General features: G+C 57.0%; 9 protein-coding genes and 1 pseudogene. 4 read left to right on the forward strand and 6 right to left on the reverse strand.

Annotated features, from left to right (window positions below):
• Positions 1 to 140: 140 nt before the first annotated feature.
• The 4 genes from P3T43_RS32475 to P3T43_RS32490 all read right to left on the reverse strand — a co-directional run bounded on the left by P3T43_RS32475 (position 141) and on the right by P3T43_RS32490 (position 4,572).
• Entirely contained in the window at positions 141 to 593 is a 453-nt protein-coding gene (locus tag P3T43_RS32475; RefSeq protein ID WP_429285127.1) for an SET domain-containing protein, read from the reverse strand.
• 779 nt (positions 594 to 1,372) lie between these two features.
• The gene (locus P3T43_RS32480) at positions 1,373 to 1,498 is read right to left on the reverse strand and encodes a hypothetical protein (RefSeq protein WP_429285099.1); all 126 of its coding nucleotides are present in this window, start codon (positions 1,496 to 1,498) and stop codon (positions 1,373 to 1,375) included.
• 585 nt (positions 1,499 to 2,083) lie between these two features.
• Positions 2,084 to 3,037, reverse strand: coding sequence for a LysR family transcriptional regulator (locus P3T43_RS32485; protein ID WP_429285100.1), 954 nt, complete (start codon positions 3,035 to 3,037; stop codon positions 2,084 to 2,086).
• A gap of 755 nt (positions 3,038 to 3,792) precedes the next feature.
• Positions 3,793 to 4,572, reverse strand: coding sequence for an alpha/beta hydrolase (locus P3T43_RS32490; RefSeq protein ID WP_429285101.1), 780 nt, complete (start codon positions 4,570 to 4,572; stop codon positions 3,793 to 3,795).
• Between the two features lie 339 nt (positions 4,573 to 4,911).
• On the opposite strand from P3T43_RS32490, the pseudogene P3T43_RS32495 reads away from it, so the two are divergent.
• Positions 4,912 to 5,097, forward strand: a pseudogene (locus tag P3T43_RS32495) (IS5/IS1182 family transposase); the annotation flags it as partial.
• A gap of 68 nt (positions 5,098 to 5,165) precedes the next feature.
• Here P3T43_RS32495 and P3T43_RS32500 read toward each other — a convergent pair.
• Entirely contained in the window at positions 5,166 to 8,714 is a 3,549-nt protein-coding gene (locus tag P3T43_RS32500; RefSeq protein WP_429285102.1) for a pyruvate carboxylase, read from the reverse strand.
• 948 nt (positions 8,715 to 9,662) lie between these two features.
• On the opposite strand from P3T43_RS32500, the gene P3T43_RS32505 reads away from it, so the two are divergent.
• Complete coding sequence (locus P3T43_RS32505; protein WP_429285103.1) at positions 9,663 to 10,823, forward strand: porin; 1,161 nt, start codon at positions 9,663 to 9,665, stop codon at positions 10,821 to 10,823.
• A 687-nt stretch (positions 10,824 to 11,510) separates the two neighbouring features.
• Here P3T43_RS32505 and P3T43_RS32510 read toward each other — a convergent pair.
• The gene (locus P3T43_RS32510; RefSeq protein WP_429285104.1) at positions 11,511 to 13,121 is read right to left on the reverse strand and encodes a methyl-accepting chemotaxis protein; all 1,611 of its coding nucleotides are present in this window, start codon (positions 13,119 to 13,121) and stop codon (positions 11,511 to 11,513) included.
• A 1,730-nt stretch (positions 13,122 to 14,851) separates the two neighbouring features.
• On the opposite strand from P3T43_RS32510, the gene P3T43_RS32515 reads away from it, so the two are divergent.
• Complete coding sequence (locus P3T43_RS32515) at positions 14,852 to 15,922, forward strand: Rieske 2Fe-2S domain-containing protein (RefSeq protein ID WP_429285105.1); 1,071 nt, start codon at positions 14,852 to 14,854, stop codon at positions 15,920 to 15,922.
• Positions 15,923 to 16,317: 395 nt separating this feature from the next.
• Positions 16,318 to 17,643, forward strand: a complete 1,326-nt coding sequence (locus tag P3T43_RS32520) for an MFS transporter (protein ID WP_429285106.1) — start codon at positions 16,318 to 16,320, stop codon at positions 17,641 to 17,643.
• Positions 17,644 to 17,659 lie beyond the last annotated feature (16 nt).

A 17,659-nucleotide genomic window follows, 5' to 3' on the forward strand; every position in this document is an offset into this window, starting at 1 on the left:
CCATTCGAGGTCTTCGCCGCGACCCTTGCTTCAGCAAGTCAACCTCAAGGCTCTAAACATTAAACCCGCTGTTGCGCTTCACCCTTGAAACCGCCATGCGTTCACATCGTCGGCCTGTATAAAAACTTTGAGCGGATAGTTCAGGTTACGCGTTGATGTGCGTCACGTATCATTGACTGACGGCAATTTGAGGCACCGCAGCGGCACGCATAGCGAGCCCGGATATCCTCGGTGATCTCGCCGTCGACCTCAAGTCCGTAATCGATAGACAATTCGTCGCCCGCATCAATAGCGACAAGTGTGTGGATGAAGACGCGATTACCCGTCTCGATTGCCTCGCAATTGGGTGTACATGCATGTTTCAGGAAGCGGGCGCTGTTCCCGCCGCGGCTGCCGTCGATTACGCGTCCGTCGGAAAGACCGAACACGAATGTATGGCCGGCTTCGGAGCGTTGCCGCGCAGCGGCGCGTCGCCAACTGGTTACTTCACCCTTGTATTCGAAAAGTCGCTCGCCTGCGGCAATGGGCTGCAGGGCAAACACGCCCGTTCCGTGGACCGGGGAACGTCGTGCTGTGATCCGTCGTAGCTGCATGGTGTGATGTCCTGCGTGACTTCTGTTGACGGTCGTCATTTGTATAAGACACGAAGCATATCGCTGCGAGCATGTGTCCTCAACGGGTTCTTTCACCGATCTACGCAACGGTCAGACTCGCGCGCTTACCTGCGCAGCTTCGCCAAACCCCTGTCGACAAAAAGGAATGGGCCTGAGGATGAATGCCGCTGTTCGTTCCCAGACGGCGTCGCGGTGTCACCCGCCTCGCATGGACATGGACTGCACCGACCGGGCCACCAGCGCACAACGCGATCAGAGACAGAACGGCATTGGTAGCGGCTGCCATTGCAGTCAATGCGACGTAAAGTCCGGTGAGCATCGACAAAACGAGTGAAGGTTTTCGGGAAGATCCCCGAGAGGCGCAAGGAAGATACGTCCGACACAATCGCCTGACTGATTGAATGTTACATCGAGACTTGCACCCCAAAGTGGAGTCCTATCTTCGGAGCGGTGAAAATCGGTAACAGGCTGTGCAAGATGGCTGCTGGCGGGGATAAGTTCGCACGCGAGCGCCATAAGCGCAGTCATCGCAAAGCCGATGCGGTGAGTTGAGAAAACTCCGTTGAATTTGGCTGGACCTTGCTGGTGTGGTGCTCAGCGGTCAGCCACCGATAGCTCATCGACGGGTTGATTGTCTGGGGACTCCACCGCGCCATCAATATCGCGAATCTCATCTTGTTGATATAATTTTGTCATTTGCTACAGCGATGGTTGCCGTCGCAAGAACGAAGCGTTTCCGTCGACGAATCACGGTCTCGTTAGGCGACAAGTGCCTTCAGGACGTCGTCAAGAGGAATCTGGCCGTTACGGTGCTCAACGCGGACACCACCCTCAAAGGCAATCCAGCCCTCGTTAAAGCCGTCGATCATGCGGATACGGGGCATGGGAAATTCCATTCCTTGAGACCAGAGGGCGTCCGCACTGACGAAGCGTCACTGTCGAACGTTCATTTCAATTGATGAACGTGGCCAGTTCGACGACGGTACGCTCGCATGATTCCCGAGGCCGACATTTGCGGCACAGAACTGCTAAGTAATCTACGTGGACGTCTCTCACAACAGACGTGCTCTCATGCATACCGTGGCTCTCAACGTAGGTGAGGTGCCTCTCTTCGATAACCACAGGCCCACGACACTTTGCACAGAGTTCAATGGGCTGGATCCCGGGGTGGCGTATTGGCACGCCCTTCGCCAGCATCACCAGGTGATGCCGGGTGTCTACGCCGGTTGTCTCGCGAACGGACCCGGAAGTGCTTCGGTGTTCAGGGAGGCGGAAAATCGAGTACAGAAGCAAGAGATAGCCGCTAAACGCCTCGTGATAACTTCCGCGGCGACTATGCTGCCACGACATTGAAGGTCAGCCAAGGTCCAGCGCCGATCCCGAAAATCGCGTCGCATTCAGAGAATGAATAGGCGGTTTGGCTGGCCAAAACAACTAAATTACGTAAATACCTGTCAGCGATCTTGCCATTAAAGGTGGCGGACCTTGGTTCGCCTGTCAGGCATCTTTTCCGAAGTTTCACTGAGGGACGTGATGAAATCGAGGAACGTTCGTACCTTCGCAGGAACGTGATGACGGGAGGGGTACAGTGCGTAAAGTGGAAACCGATCGTCAGGCCAGTCAGGGAATAGTTCCACGAGTCTACCGTCCGTGAGCAGTTGTTCGACCCCGAGTTCCATCACCTGCGCGATGGCGTGCCCAGCCACGCACAAGCTGTGCATCGTGCCGACATCGTTGACGGTGAGTCGTCCAGCCACTTCAACGACAAGTTGCTTGCGGCCGCGGAAGAATTCCCAATCGAATGGCCGCCCTGTTTCGGGATCGCGGAATCTTATGCACCGATGAGCGTCGCTTTCCAGGTCAAGGGGTTGTTGAGGGTGTCCCTTGCGCTTTAGGTAGGCTGGTGCTGCGACCGTCAGGATGCGTGTATCGAGTAGTTTTCGCGCCACAAGACTTGAAGATCGAGGCTCACCAAATCTGACTGCCACATCAAATCCGTCGGCGATCATGTCTCCGAGTTGATCTCTCGTAACTAATTCCAGCCGGAGCTCCGGATACTGATCCATAAACGATCCCAGCTTTGGAGCGAGGAGCAGCCGGGAAAAGAACGGATCGACATTCACCCTTAGCCGGCCGCGTACGGCTGTCGCTCCTTCAGCGGCGGATGTTGCGGCCTCTTCAAGTGCTGCAAGCAATGGCATCACCTGTTCAAAGAGGCGCCGGCCTTCATCCGTTAGCGTGACTGAGCGCGTCGTCTGATCCAGGAGGCGTACCCCGAGGCGCGCTTCGAGTCGCGCTATGCAGCGGCTGACGCCCGATTGGGACATGTCGAGCATGTCACCGGCACCGGCGAAACTACCGGTGTCGACTATCGCGGACAACACGCCCATACCGTTCAGAATCCGTTCGTCGAAGCCCGCCATCAATGCCTCCCCTGCATATATCTGATGACAATGATGTTATCGCGAAATGATGCCGCGGCACACAGAATTGCGCCATTGAATGTTGCGAGTCAGGGGATGCCGACGTTCTCGGTCGCCGGATTTACAGGGCAGGTAGTTGGAGTCGTTGCGCGCCTTTTGCTCGCAGCCGGGTTGAACGTGCGTGAAATCGTTCGCTATCCTATCAAAAGACAAAATCTGGGAGGATCAAGGTTGCGATCTGGTAGTAGCCGAAATGAGCGACCCGGTTGCCTTGGCGCGTTGCGTTTGAGGGGGCAGACGCTGTCTTTCTTCTGCTGCCGCCGAATCTCGATCGGCGTCCGGATTTGCAGAGGAGAAGGCCAGAACCGTTGCATTGAGCAAAGCCCTCACTGTATCGGTGCCTAAATGTGTTGTTTTCTTATCCACGATCGGCGCCCAGGTAAAACAGCCCAATCTGCTGCAGCAATCGGTAATAGCAGAACGGGCTTTCGGTGCGCTAACTATGTCGGTTACCTTATGCCATCGCTGTGATTGACTTTTCGATAACCGTATTTCTAAGGATTCGTTAAGCGAGGTGTGAATGCGCGTTGGAAGCGACAAACGCCTGCGTCCAGGTTTGACAGCCAGCGATCGGTCAAGTGCGTTTTTGACCGACCGCGCACCAGACTTCGCGTAACCCTGGTTCAGCCTGGAAATTTTTGTCAACTTGATCGCTCGAGCTTTACGCACCAACGCGAGGAGCGGTGTTAGCGACGCTACTTCTGTGCGGCGGCTGCTTCGAGGATGAGGTCGGCAACGTCAGCCGGATGCGAGATCAGCGATACATGGCTCGACCTGATTTCTATCGTGTGCGCATGCATGCGGTTCGCCATGAAGCGCTCCAGATCTGAGTTGATGGTACGGTCTTCGGTCGACACGGCGTACCAGGTCGGTTTGTCGTGCCACGCAGCAACCGTGGTCTTCGCCATGGTGATCTGCTTGCCGATGGGCTGCTGAACCGCGTAATACGTTTCTGCTTCTTCCTTCGGCAGATCGCCTGCGAAATCGTTGACGAAGGCTTGCTCGGAGAGTTTGCCGTAGCCGTCTGACGACCATTGCAGTCCGGCCGACGCGGGTGCAGGCGGGAATTTCTTCGTCAGTGCGGGATAGTCCTCACCGGCATCCGGAGCACGGGCGGCAATGTAGACAAGACCCGCAACCTTCGGGTCGTCACCAGCCTGGCTGATCACCATTCCACCGTACGAGTGCGCGACCAGCAGCGTCGGTCCGTCCTGTTGCGCGAGCGCGCGCTTGACGGCGTCCACGTCCGCGTCCAGCGAGGTGGTCGGATTCTGTACTGCGGTGACGTGATAGCCCTTTGCCTGCAATAGCGGGATCACTTTTGCCCAGCTCGAACCGTCTGCAAACAACCCATGAACCAGCACGATGTTCTTGACGGGGCCGACGGGTGCAATGCTGTCTTGCGCGTTCGACGTCGAAGCGCTTAGCAACGCAGCGCACGCAAGACCAGTCATGACAAACGAATTCAACTTCATGAAACTTCTCCGAGAGAGGCAAAAAGACAGGATTTGCCGATTTCATTGACTCGCTGTTGCGAGTCGACAGGTAAGCCGTACGTACCTGGTCGATCATCCAGTCAACGCGCTAGTCAGCACGCAAATGGTGGATTCTGGTGTACGAAAGGGCAAACACTCCTTCGGAGAAAACATTCCCACTGCAGCAAATTTTTTTGGGTGCAACCTCGACGCGGTAGCCACGATGATGGTGTACTAGAGTGTTCCGTTCTGTTGCCACTTAAGGTTTGCAGAACTCCTGGCGATGTGACGCTGCTGTGCGATTGTGTGAGCAGAGCCAATCAGGTGGGGAGCAGTATGATGACGCAACCTGGTCCTGGTCTGGATCGGTCAACGAAGCGCACGCGCAAGCGGGAATTTCTCGATGAGATGCGATTCGTTGTGCCACGGTTGAAGCTGATTGAGCTGATCGCGCCGTACTATCCCTCGGGCAAAACTGGCCGGCCGCCGTTCCCGGTTGCAACGATGCTGCGGATTCATTTCATGCATGTATGACCCGCCGCGTTCTTGCAAGCTTCTTTGCAGATCCACCTCGCGGTTCAGTGGCACAGTCTTTAGGCCGGAGAATCTGACGGTATTTCGTCCACCATTCGACCGCTTGCCATCTTCAGCTCAATGAGTAGATCCTTCGCCGCGACACGATCGCCTGACTGAACGTGTACCGCTGCGATCACGCAATCGCGTTCGGCCGCAATGTTCGTCTCCATCTTCATTGCCTCCATTGCGACCAGCATGCTGCCGGCCGCTACGCGCTGGCCCGGCTGAACACTGACGCTCACGATTGAGCCCGGCATGGGTGCACCGATGTGGAGCGGGTTTTCCGGGTCGGCGAACGCACGACCCTTTTTCACGTCCCCTGTCTCTCCGGTGCTGCGCCGCTCCACGATCGTTGTGCGCGACTGCCCGTTCAGATCGAAGTGCACCCTAACCATACCATCGCCGACATCGCCTTGCTGTCCCTGTAGCGAGACCAGCAGCGTCTTGCCCGGGTCCATTTCGACGGCGACTTCTTCCTGAGGCCGGATACCGTAAAAGAAGGCTTGCGTAGGCAGCACGGAGGTATCGCTATACGCACGCATATGCGCGTAGTAGTCGACTGTCTGCTGCGGATACATCAGATACGAAGCGAGCTGCCTGTCGTTCAGCGGGTGTTCGCAGGCGGTCTCACCTTGCTTGCGCACCGCCTCCAGATCGACGGCCGGAAGCTGATCGCCGGGGCGGTAAGGCGCGGGTGGTTCGGTGCGCAGGATTTTGCGAGAAAGGTCGGCCGGAAATCCATCGGGCGGAAATCCGAGCTCGCCCTTGAACAGCGACACGACCGATTCCGGAAACACGACGTCCTTCGACGGATCGCACACGTCTTCCGCGCGTAGATCGTTCGCTACCATCATAAGCGCCATGTCGCCCACCACCTTCGAAGTGGGTGTGACCTTGACGATATCGCCGAACATCTGGTTCACCTGGGCATACGCTCGCGACACTTCGGTCCAGCGATGCCCGATGCCGAGCGAGCGGGCCTGTTCGCGCAGATTTGTGTACTGGCCGCCTGGCATCTCGTGCCGATAGACGTCTGCCGTACCGGCCCGGATTTCCGACTCAAATGGCGCATAGTGGCGACGCACACCCTCCCAGTACATCGATGCTTCATGCAGCCGCTCAAGGCTGAGGCCCGGATCGCGTTCGCTGCCAGCCAGCGCGGCCGCAATGCTCGAGAGGTTCGGTTGCGACGTGAGGCCGCTCATGGCATCGAGCGCGCCGTCCACTGCATCGCATCCCGCATGGATTGCGGCGAGCGCCGAAGCCGCTGAAATACCGCTGGTATCGTGTGTATGGAAATGAACCGGAAGGCCGGTCTCCTCCTTGAGCGCCGTCACCAGCGCGGCAGCTGCCTGCGGGCGGCAGATGCCCGCCATGTCCTTGATGCCAAGGATATGCACGCCAGCCAGCTTGAGTTCGCGCCCGATGCCCACGTAGTATTTCAGGTCGTACTTTGAACGCCTCGCATCAAGCAGATCTCCCGTGTAGCAGATTGCGCCTTCGCACACCGCGCCGCTCTCGCCCACCGCGTCGATGGCCACACGCATGTTGCGCACCCAGTTGAGCGAATCAAATATACGGAATACGTCCACACCCGCGCTGGTGGCCTGTTGCACAAAGAAGCGCACGACATTGTCTGCGTAGTTCGTGTAACCCACCGCGTTTGAGCCGCGTAGCAGCATCTGGAAGAGAATGTTGGGCACGCGCTCTCGCAGCTGCGCGAGGCGCTGCCAGGGGTCTTCCTTAAGGAAGCGCAGCGCGACATCGAATGTCGCGCCGCCCCAGCATTCCATCGAAAACAGTTGCGAAAGCTCCCGCGCGTAGAACGGCGCGATCGGCAGCATGTCGGCAGTCCGCATACGCGTGGCGAACAGCGACTGGTGCGCGTCGCGCATCGTCGTGTCGGTCAGCAACACCTGCTTCTGCTGCAGCATCCACTGCGCGAATCCATCCGGGCCGAGTTCCTGGAGACGGTGGCGCGTACCAGTCGGTAAGGGCGCGGACGTATCTGTCACCGGCAGCAATGGTCTCGACATCGGCAAAGCCGGGAGCGTACGGCCGTTCATTTCCGGGTGACCGTTGACGCTTGTTTCGCCAAGATAACGCAGTAGCTTTGTCGCGCGATCGCGACGTTTGGTGAACGCCAGTAGCTCAGGCGTGCTGTCGATGAAGCGTGTTGTCACTGCGCCGCATCCGAAGGCCGGGTGGTTGATGACGTTTTCGAGAAATTGCAGATTCGATGCGACACCGCGAATGCGGAATTCGCGCAGCGCGCGATCCATTCGCCGGATCGACTCGACGGCGGTGGGTGCCCACGTGGTGACCTTCACGAGCAGGGAATCGTAATATGGCGTGATCTCCGCGCCGCCATATGCGGTTCCCGCGTCTAGCCGCACCCCGAAGCCAGACGCGCTGCGGAACGCCGTGAGCCTTCCATAGTCGGGCAGGAAGCCATTGTCGGGATCCTCAGTCGTGATTCGGCATTGCAGTGCGTGCCCATTTAACGGAATGTCGGCCTGCGCCGGCACTCCCGTCGCGCGCTCCGTCACGCCTCCGCGCTCATCGACGGCATCTTCGATGAGGCCAATCCGGCCGCCTTCTGTGATCCGGATTTGCGCCTTGACGATGTCCACACCGGTGATCATCTCGGTCACCGTATGTTCGACCTGAATACGCGGATTCACCTCGATGAAATAAAACTGGCCGGAGTCCGAATCCATAAGGAATTCCACCGTGCCCGCATGGGTATAGCCTACCGCGCGCATCAGGCGCAATGCCGATTCGCAGAGTTCGGCACGACCCTCATGATCCAGATACGGCGCTGGCGCCCGCTCGACGACTTTCTGGTTGCGCCGCTGCACGGTGCAGTCGCGTTCGTGCAGATGCACGAGATTGCCGTGCGCGTCGCCAAGCACCTGTACCTCGACATGACGCGCATTGCGTACAAGCTTCTCGACATAGACTTCGTCATCGCCGAATGCCGCAAGCGCTTCGCGCCGCGCTGCGACAAGCGCCGTCTGGAGATCTGCCTCGCTTTCCAGCACGCGCATGCCTCGGCCACCACCGCCCCAGCTTGCCTTAAGCATCAAAGGGTAGCCAATGGCCGCTGCGAGGCTCTTGCATGCATCGATTTCGTGCGGCAGCGGACCGGTGGCCGGCATGACCGGCACACCAGCGGCGACCGCGGCATTACGCGCGGCCACCTTGTTGCCGAGCATGCGCATCACCTCGGGCGAAGGACCGATCCAGCGCATACCGGCGTCCATTACCGCTTGCGCGAATTCCGGATTCTCGGAGAGAAAGCCATAACCTGGATGGATCGCGTCGACGTTCGCCTGACGTGCGATGCGCAGCACGTCTTCGATGTCGAGGTACGCCGCGAGGGGTTTCTTGTCCTCACCGACCAGATAGCTCTCGTCGGCCTTGAAACGATGCAATGCGAGCCGGTCTTCTTTCGAATAGATGGCCACTGTGCGAATGTCCATCTCTGCTGCCGCGCGCATTACGCGGATCGCAATTTCAGAACGGTTGGCGATCAGTACGGATTGGATAGGTGCTTTGGTCATGATTTGCTGGGAACTTGCGCGAAGTGAGGGGCTTCACGCTATCGCGTGACCGGAACTGAAGACCACCGGCAAAAAAATTTCGAGAACGATGGCCGGCCTCGCAAAAATCCGGGCATAAGATACAAACCTCTATTGCCTGCGCTGATTGACCGATTCGCGACACACGCTGCGACCTCAAACTTTGAAACTGTCGTGATCTAGTATCCTAAATATCAGGCCATTTCGCTTGCAACCATGACTATCAGCGGGTGATCTTCCGTAGACCACGCGGTCACAGCGGCTTTCGCTCCATGAAAGATCTGCAATTCTCTGATATTAAAGAGATTGTCCGCGGGAACCACCAAAAAATACAAAGAAGCTTCACGTACTAAGTCCAGCCTGCTCGGCTACCGGATGGTTAGCCCGGCTCGCCGTCATGGCAGGCGTCGCACCGCCAGGCGACAGCCGGTTGAACCTCGTTCAGACGACTTTCGCGATCGGATCTGTCCCGGCCATTCTATGAGGATGCTCGATTACAGGCTTATCGCAGCATCCTATTGCGTATCCGGGAATCCAACTCTGTCATCAGTAAAGGTCTGAAGACGTCGTGGCATTCACATCGCAACGATCTGTCACGTGTTCCTTCCGCACAACATCAATTTAATTTTTACGCCCTCTTTATTTTCGACGGCATACGATCGCACCGTTCGTTTTCGAGAGCGTTCACGAGACGGGTCTTGAAAGCCGTGCTGTAGTTAGCATGCGAAATTTGCAACAGTGAAGTACGCGTGTCGCAATAATCAGCAACGACATCGCGTGTCCTCGCCAATCGGGGGGCCCTGGCGCGTGAACGCGCTGCCTGTTTGCTCACTGAACTGATTGCCACTCGACACGCTCGCCAGAAGTGTCGGTTCCTAAACACACAAAGCCGATTGCACCATCACCTCTAAATCATGGAGCCAACAAAGCATGAAAAAGTCTTTAGTCGTAGTCGCGCTTTCCGGCGCCTTTGCCATTTCGGCGCACGCGCAGAGTAGCGTAACGCTCTACGGTCTCATTGATACTGGCCTGGTCTACACGAACAACCAGTTGGGCCATAGCAACTGGCAGGAAGTCACGAGCTCGACCCAGAACACGGTCTTTGGTCTCAAGGGCTCGGAAGATCTTGGCGGTGGCCTGCACGCGGTCTTCAAGCTGGAACAGGGATTCCTTCTGAATAGCGGGGCAGAGGCGTTCTCAGGAGACGCCTTCGGCTCCCAGGCTTGGGTTGGTTTGCAGAGCGATCCATACGGGACCTTGTCGTTCGGTCGCCAGTTCGACGTGATGAACGACCTTGTTGGACCGCTTACGGCAGGGTCGAACACGTGGGGCGGCAACATGGCCGCGCATCCGTTCGAAAACGACAACCTTGCTGCGGATTCGGTCGTTGTCAACAATACGGTCAAGTACGCGAGCCCGACTTACCACGGTGTCACCTTCGAAACGATGTATGCCTTCAGCAACAAGGCAGGCAGCTTCGCGAACAACCGCTCCTATGGCTTCGCCACTTCGTATGCGGCAGGGCCTGTCAATCTTGCGGCCGGATACCTGCAATTCAGCAACGCGGGAAGCGGAGGCGGTGCCGTTACAACGGGCGATACTAGCGCGAACTTCCTTGCAGAGCGTCAACGTATCTGGTCGCTTGGTGGTAACTATACGTTTGGACCGGCCACGGTTGGCCTCGTCTGGAGCCACACGCAGCTTGACAACGCTTCGGGAGTCTTCTCCTTCGGAACCGGTACGTACCTTGGCGCAAATGATTCTTCTGCCGGAACCCTGAATGGCTCGCTCCGCATGGACAACTTCGAGGCGAACGTAAAATACGCGCTCACCCCTGCATTGAGCGTATCGGGTGCGTACACGTACACCCATGGCGCCTATAACGGTTCGTCGCCGGGATGGAATACGGCGATGCTCCAAACGGACTATTCGATCAGCAAGCGCACTGACTTCTATCTTGAAGGCGTATATCAGAACGTACACGGTGCACCCGCAGACTCCGTGCTCTCGCATGCCATGATTAACACGCTCTCGCCGTCGTCGTCGAACTCGCAGGTGGCGGTTACCATCGGGATGCGTCACGCATTCTGATCAACCTCGGGTGAGGTGGCTGGCAATGACGACGTTCGCATGCAACTTGTCAGGCCTGCGTCGTAGCTCGCGCGCTTGCGGGTGGCTAATCGGTGTATCCGACCACCACCCGCATCCAGGAATACCGACGGATACATCCAGTGCAGTGTCATCTTGCAATGGGAAGAAAGAAAGGCCCCGCGGTTACCTACCGAAGCGCGGCAAGGTAGCGATCGATCTGAGCCAACAAGGTGGAATGATGTTATTCCGTTAAAGCGCGGTCGTTGCAAAGGGAGATCAAGTCTTCGATACCTTTCGCGAAAGGACTCAGAAACCTCGATTCGTGTCGCGTCTGGCAGGTGCGCCAGCGGGGCGGCCAGTAATTCTCTAGTCACCGCGACGTGCGCACCGCATTGAACGACGGCGATGCCGGTTGTACCGGAACGTATCGCACGATTCAAGCGACTCCTCATCGTTCATAACCTCAGTAAGGATCTACGCGCCCACCTCCGATGGGGCGGCCGAGGTCACCGGAAGCAAAATTCTGGCATTGTCGATTTCCGTTTGGAAACGCCCAAACACGGTGTGCCCGCCAATCAGAAGGTATCCAAATTTCCTTTCGCTTCATCCTCTTTAACGGGGCGATCGGGAACGCCAGCGAGGGCCGTCCTCGACCGCGCTGGCTCAGCACGGAGGTGGGACCGCAGCCTAGGCAGCGGCCCGCGCACGTGGCATGTTTTGAGGAGCCACCGTAGGCACCCCGGATCCACCTGCGTCTGCGACCCGAAATACAGAAACGGCGTCTTTCAGTATGCCGGCCTGTTCTTCAAGCGATTGCGCGGCGGCTGCGGCCTGCTCAACAAGCGCGGCATTCTGTTGGGTCACTTGGTCCATCTGGCCGATCGCCTGGTTCACCTGCTCGATCCCGCGGCTTTGCTCCTCGGATGCTGCGGCAATTTCACTGACGATATCAAAAACCTGCCTGATGGCCTGCTTGACCTGACCCATAGTCATGCTAACGTCTGTTGCTTGCTTCGCGCCATCCTGGATCATGTCCACGGACGAACTGATCAGCTCTTTGATCTCCTTAGCCGCTGCAGCGCTACGCTGGGCCAGACTGCGAACTTCACTGGCAACGACAGCAAAGCCCCGGCCCTGCTCGCCTGCTCGAGCAGCTTCTACCGCTGCGTTTAAGGCGAGAATATTGGTCTGAAAAGCGATCCCTTCGATCACGCTGGTGATTTCAGAAATTTTGCTTGAGCTATCGCTGATCTGACCTATGGTTCTGACCATGGCCTGGACCGAGTCATTACCAGCATCAGCCATGTCCGTAGCCCTGGTGGCGAGGGTGTTCGCCTGTCGGGCGTTGTCAGCGTTTTGCTTTACCGTGTGGGTCAACTGCGTCATGCTGGCCGCAGTTTCCTCGAGTGATGCCGCCTGCTCTTCCGTTCGGGCGGACAGGTCCATGTTGCCACCTGCGATTTCGCTCGACGCGACGGTGACCGACTCGGTGGTCGTTTTGATCCTGCGGACCGTATCGCTGAGTTGCTGGTCCATCTTCCGGAGTGCTTCGAGAAGCTGGCCGAACTCGCCCGTCGAGTCAACGGTGAGGTGATTCTCTAACCTGCCGGCCGCAATGCGGTTCGCTATGTCAACAGCCTTGTTGAGGGGCCTCGAGATGGTACGCAAGAGGTAAGACGACGCGCCTAGCGCGACAAGTACGCCCGCGACCAGAAGGGAAATTGCTATCCACAGGATTGTCCTGAAGGTTTTCTCGCTGTCGTCGACAAACTGTCTGGCCTCCTCCAGATTGATGATGGAATCCTGATTCAACGCTTCTTTCACGATGCTGCCAGACGCCAATGCCTCATCAAGCGGTGGTGTAGCCGCGTCGTAGTTGCCTGCACCAAGCGCAACGACCGCTTCGTCTGTTTCGCTCTTGATTTTGGATAACAAATTATTGATCTTGTCCGCGACCACGCGCTCCTGGTCACTGGTGACTTCGCCCGGATAGTAGTTGCTCCACGCTTTATTGATGCGTTCCTCGTCACTGCGAATTGCCGCGACGGAGGCGGCAGTTTTCCCCTGATCATGCGCCGCGAGCAACGTGCTTAGCTGAAGACTGATATCCACAGCAGACTCGCGTACGTCGGAGATATCGGCGATCGGGACGGTACTGCCTGTGTACGCGTCGGTGATGTTCGAATTGAGTCTGGATAGTCCCAACGTCCCGAATAGACCAACCGTTGCTATGACCACGGTGCATGCACAAAAGGCGACGATAATCTTGAATCTGATCGTCCGTATAAAGCTGCTCATTCGCTCTCCCTCGAAGCCGTTGGTTACATGTTGTAGTGCGGAAAAAGCCTGAAAATTCGCCAGACGAAATGTCGATGTGCACGAGGCTTACATGTCGCTCTCATGCTCGCTGATAGACTGGCTAGACCTGTTTTCGACACAGAGTGCACCTGACTTAACTGCTGGATTCGGAAGCAACCTTTTTAAATTCGCAACAGTGGAATTAACCGTCCGACTGTCGTTGCTTTTTTCAAACCTACTTTTTAGTGTGAAGCCTGGGGGCGACAACTATTGTGACGCGGGGGGAGGTAGGCAGGCGTGAGTATGTGGTACCTCGAACGTCTCGATTTATCTTAAAGTCCAGCTTTTTTTAGCACGTAAGTGAAAACTTCAGGTACGTGGCGACGACCTGAGTATTGCCGAGACCTGTGCTGCGAGTCCTATGTGAATCACAAGGGACTTAGGGAAAGACCTGGGAAATGTGCTAGACGATCCGATAAGTATTGGGCCGGACACAGTCCTAGTATTGCTTTACACGATGAACCGGTGAAATCTGTCCGAACAGATCCTAAAACACAGGCGACGCTTCCTTGTTCGAATAGACGAAAACAGGAGACAGCGTGATGTCCATTTCAAATGCGATCGCTATACAACTCGAAGGTGTCGGTTCGGACTTGAAGGGGAGCGAGCAGCCGAAGGTGCAGTTTTTGCAGAACATCCGGTGCTTTGCCGCGTGGTCTGCAGGACACTGCGGACGTCTTGCGAGAGCCTCTTGAGTGGCTCATCATTGAACAGCCGGTTGTATTGTGAGCACCGTGATAACCTTCCTGTCCGGCCGGTGCGTGCCCGGATGTGAGATAGAAGCACGCCCGCTCATCCCAACAGATGTCCAGCCAGTAATCGACCAGGTTCGACCTCTTGCGGATACTGACTCCGTCAAGCGCCACCCAGTGGCACCACGTCTTCGTGCCATTTCGCAACTGTTGTCGCAACGACGATGCCATGACGCAGGAGCGGCAAAGCTTATCCTGGAGGCTTTCGCGACGGAGAGCGAACCCATGATCGCAAGCGTTCAGAGGAATATGGGCGGACGCGCGGGAAGAAATGGAACCGGTGTTGCTGACTTGTGACACAGGTGCTATGCGGGGCAGCAGGACACGCGAGAAACCTCTGGATCTCGAGGCGAATGGTCGGTTCTAACGGAGCGTCGTGAAGGAATGAGCCGTGGATTGAGTTAGAAGTTGCGGTCAAGGAGCACGCGGCGAATGGTGCTGTGCGTCTTGATCTGGCGGACGTGAAGGGAACTGCGCAGGTTCACGGCAGGCGCACACGTCAATGCTGAGGTCACACATGGGAGGACAATATTCGCTCTCCAACAGTCCACGCGAGCGCCCCTACGACAATATGCGCGGCATCGAACCGGGCATTCCGAGCGGGACCGCATGAGATCCAGTCTACCCCTCACGGCAAGCTGTCGTCTGGGATCTGCTCGAGCAAACAAAAGGGTAACTCTGCAAACATTCCGGTTACCGGCATCCACGAACCTTCGTCTATAACTACGCTGAATGAAAGCAGATCGAAGGTGAATCCGAATACCGGAGGACCTTCAACCGTGTTGTAGCGGTCGGCCATAGTGCAGCGGAAACCGGTATCTATGATGCAGAGGTGTTCTGCGTAGCCGATCGCGAAATCATCGATAGGGCACCGAAGGTGCAAGCGGATTTACAACTACATATATCGGAGATGAGCAAATGTATCCCCTCAAGAAAGACATGAATTTCCCGAGGAATCAATGGTACGTTGCGGCCTGGTCTGACCAGGTTGGCCCGGAGTTGCTGGCCCGCACGATATTGGGCATCCCGGTAGTTCTCTACCGTACCCGAGAGGGAAATCCCGTAGCACTGGCCGATCGGTGCCCACACAGAAGGTTTCCCCTCTCCAAGGGAAAGCTCATCAACGATCAGATTGAATGCGGTTACCACGGATTCACATTCGATTGCAGTGGAAAGTGCGTTCGCATTCCTTCTCAAACGGACATCCCAGCGAGCTATGGCGTCACCCGATATGCTCTGGTGCAGCGCTGGGAGTGGCTATGGATCTGGATGGGTGACCCATCGGTTGCGGACGAGAGTCTGATTCCCGATCACGGGCCCCTTCGTGTGTCGGATGAAGGTTGGCAACCAACGGTCGGCGGCCACGAACGGGTCGAGTCGCGATACATCTTTCTGCATGACAATTTGCTCGACCTGTCGCATCTGAGCTACCTGCACGGCAGCACAATTGGCGGTCCCGGAATCGCCCAAACCGAAGCGGAGATGAAGCAGGATGAGCGTCAGTTTATCGTCTCCCGCTTTATCAAGAGTGATCAGGTCGAACACCTTCCGCTAGCAAAGACGCTGAATATGACCGGACTGGTCGACCGTACCATGATCCAGTACTTCTTCCCGCCGGGGTTGCACTCCACGGGCTCCAGTTTCCATAGTGCGGCAAATGGTGGCGCGGAGCCCGGAAAACCATACGGCGCGCTTAGGGTAAATCATGCGATTACGCCCGAGACAGAGAATACGACCCACTACTTCTGGGCGTTCAGTCGAAATTTCGGACTCGGCAATCAACAACTTACCGACTCACTGAAAGCAGATATCGCCGCTGCGCTTGATGAGGACGTGGTGGGAGTGAAGTACTGCGAGGCCATGGTAAGTCTTGGCGGGATTGGCCCAGAAATCCATGCGAGGTCCGATGCGCCTGGCCTGCGCGGACGGCGACTGCTCGAGCAGCAGATTGAGCTGGAGATGAACATCCGTACTGGCTTAAGCAAATAAGCTATCCGGATAATAAAGTTCGATTCCACTCTCCGTGAAAAGCGGCGTATGTCGAGCTCGCACGATCGCGCTCGCTGACGACCGTGGCTAAGAACTGGCACACAGTGTAACTAACCGGTGTGCTTATGAGGTGAACCCGCGCAGTCGGAAGATTCACGTGGTGGACCACGGCCATATCGCCCTGAGCCACCGCGTGGCAACGCATCGCCTTATACCGGTTGCGGCGAACGGTCACCTCGCTGTCGTGTTGCAGAATTCATGAAACAGTAGTCCGGTGTTTGCCTGAACCCCAACGCCGCCTGAGCTGGCGGTGCATACGGTAACGTTGATATGGCTGGCTGAATCCCGAACTGTCATTCACTGCCCGCCTGCGGAGCTTCTTCTGGAGAACGTGAATGTCCGCTATCTCTTCGAATTCAAGCGCTGATCAGACCACGGCGCTCTACAACAGGTTGAACTGGCGTCTCCTGCCATTTCTGGTCACCTGCTATCTGTTCGCTTGCCTCGACCGCCTCAACATCGGCTTCGCAAAGTTGCAGATGCAAAGCGACCTCGGCTTTTCTGACGCCGTTTACGGCGTCGGTGCGGGAATTTTTTTCCTGGGATACGTGTTGTTCGAAGTCCCCAGTAATCTCTTGCTGCCCACATTGGGCGCTCGCAAAACAATTAGCCGTATCCTGGTGCTTTGGGGGCTAACATCTGCATCGATGCTGTTTGTGCACAACGTGCAAATGTTCTACGGGCTGCGTTTTCTGCTTGGCGTGTTCGAGGCCGGCTTCGCACCTGGGATGCTCTTTTACCTCACCTATTGGTATGGTGAGGTGCGCATGGCGCGCGCCATTGCCATCGTCATGATAGGTCAGCCGCTCGCGGGCGTGGTGGGCGGCCCGCTTTCAGCGTGGACTATGACTTATTTTGCGGGGGCCTTCGGTCTTGCTGGCTGGCAATGGATGTTTCTGGTGGAAGGTTTGCCCTGCATCATCCTGGGTGTCGTCGCATGGTTTTTCCTCGCCGACCGCCCGGCCTCAGCAACGTGGTTGTCGGCGCAAGAAAAGCGAACGCTCGAAATGGGTCTCACTGCTCCCACCGTGGTTCATCACTCGTTCAGGCAGGTGGTGCGCGATCCCCGGGTGTATCTGATGGCGATGGCATATTTCTGCGTAATCTGCGGCATTTACACCGTCAATTTCTGGCTACCGACGATCCTCAAGGCCAATGGCGTGAAAGACACGCTGCAGATCGGGTTTTACTCGTCGATTCCTTACATTGCCGCGGTAATCGCCATGTACCTTGGTAGCCTCAGCTCAGATCGGCGGCGCGAGCGGCGCTGGCATAGCGCGGTGTCGGCGCTGATTGGTGCGCTTGCCCTGGCCGCTGCGACGCGGGCGAGCGGACAACTCGCGATCTCGCTGATTTTCATGACCGTCGCCACCGCCATGATGTCGATCGCCTATACGGTCTTCTGGGCGATACCCTCCGATTATCTGAAAGGCGACGCAGCTGCAGGAGGAATTGCGTTGATCAATACGATCGGTTTGCTAGGCGGCTTTATGAGTCCAACGATCATCGGCTGGACCAAGACCGCAACCGGCAGCATGCAAGCCGGTCTGTATGTGATGGTCGGGCTGCTGGTACTCGGTGCGATTCTGTTAGTGGTGAACCGCTTGCCTGTCCGCCAACAGGCAACAGCCACGCCACCCACGCAACCTGCTCAGGCCTAGGAGCCGGCTCCAATAC

The sequence above is a fragment of the Paraburkholderia sp. GAS41 genome (genome assembly GCF_050436545.1).
Classification (GTDB): Bacteria; Pseudomonadota; Gammaproteobacteria; order Burkholderiales; family Burkholderiaceae; genus Paraburkholderia.

Bases quoted from the DNA above. Each gene is read 5' to 3' on its own strand.
- P3T43_RS32510 (WP_429285104.1), bottom strand. From the start codon at position 13,121: ATGAGCAGCTTTATACGGACGATCAGATTCAAGATTATCGTCGCCTTT.
- P3T43_RS32480 (WP_429285099.1), bottom strand. From the start codon at position 1,498: ATGCCCCGTATCCGCATGATCGACGGCTTTAACGAGGGCTGGATTGCC.
- P3T43_RS32505 (WP_429285103.1), top strand. From the start codon at position 9,663: ATGAAAAAGTCTTTAGTCGTAGTCGCGCTTTCCGGCGCCTTTGCCATT.
- P3T43_RS32500 (WP_429285102.1), bottom strand. From the start codon at position 8,714: ATGACCAAAGCACCTATCCAATCCGTACTGATCGCCAACCGTTCTGAA.
- P3T43_RS32490 (WP_429285101.1), bottom strand. From the start codon at position 4,572: ATGAAGTTGAATTCGTTTGTCATGACTGGTCTTGCGTGCGCTGCGTTG.
- P3T43_RS32485 (WP_429285100.1), bottom strand. From the start codon at position 3,037: ATGGCGGGCTTCGACGAACGGATTCTGAACGGTATGGGCGTGTTGTCC.
- P3T43_RS32515 (WP_429285105.1), top strand. From the start codon at position 14,852: ATGTATCCCCTCAAGAAAGACATGAATTTCCCGAGGAATCAATGGTAC.
- P3T43_RS32520 (WP_429285106.1), top strand. From the start codon at position 16,318: ATGTCCGCTATCTCTTCGAATTCAAGCGCTGATCAGACCACGGCGCTC.
- P3T43_RS32475 (WP_429285127.1), bottom strand. From the start codon at position 593: ATGCAGCTACGACGGATCACAGCACGACGTTCCCCGGTCCACGGAACG.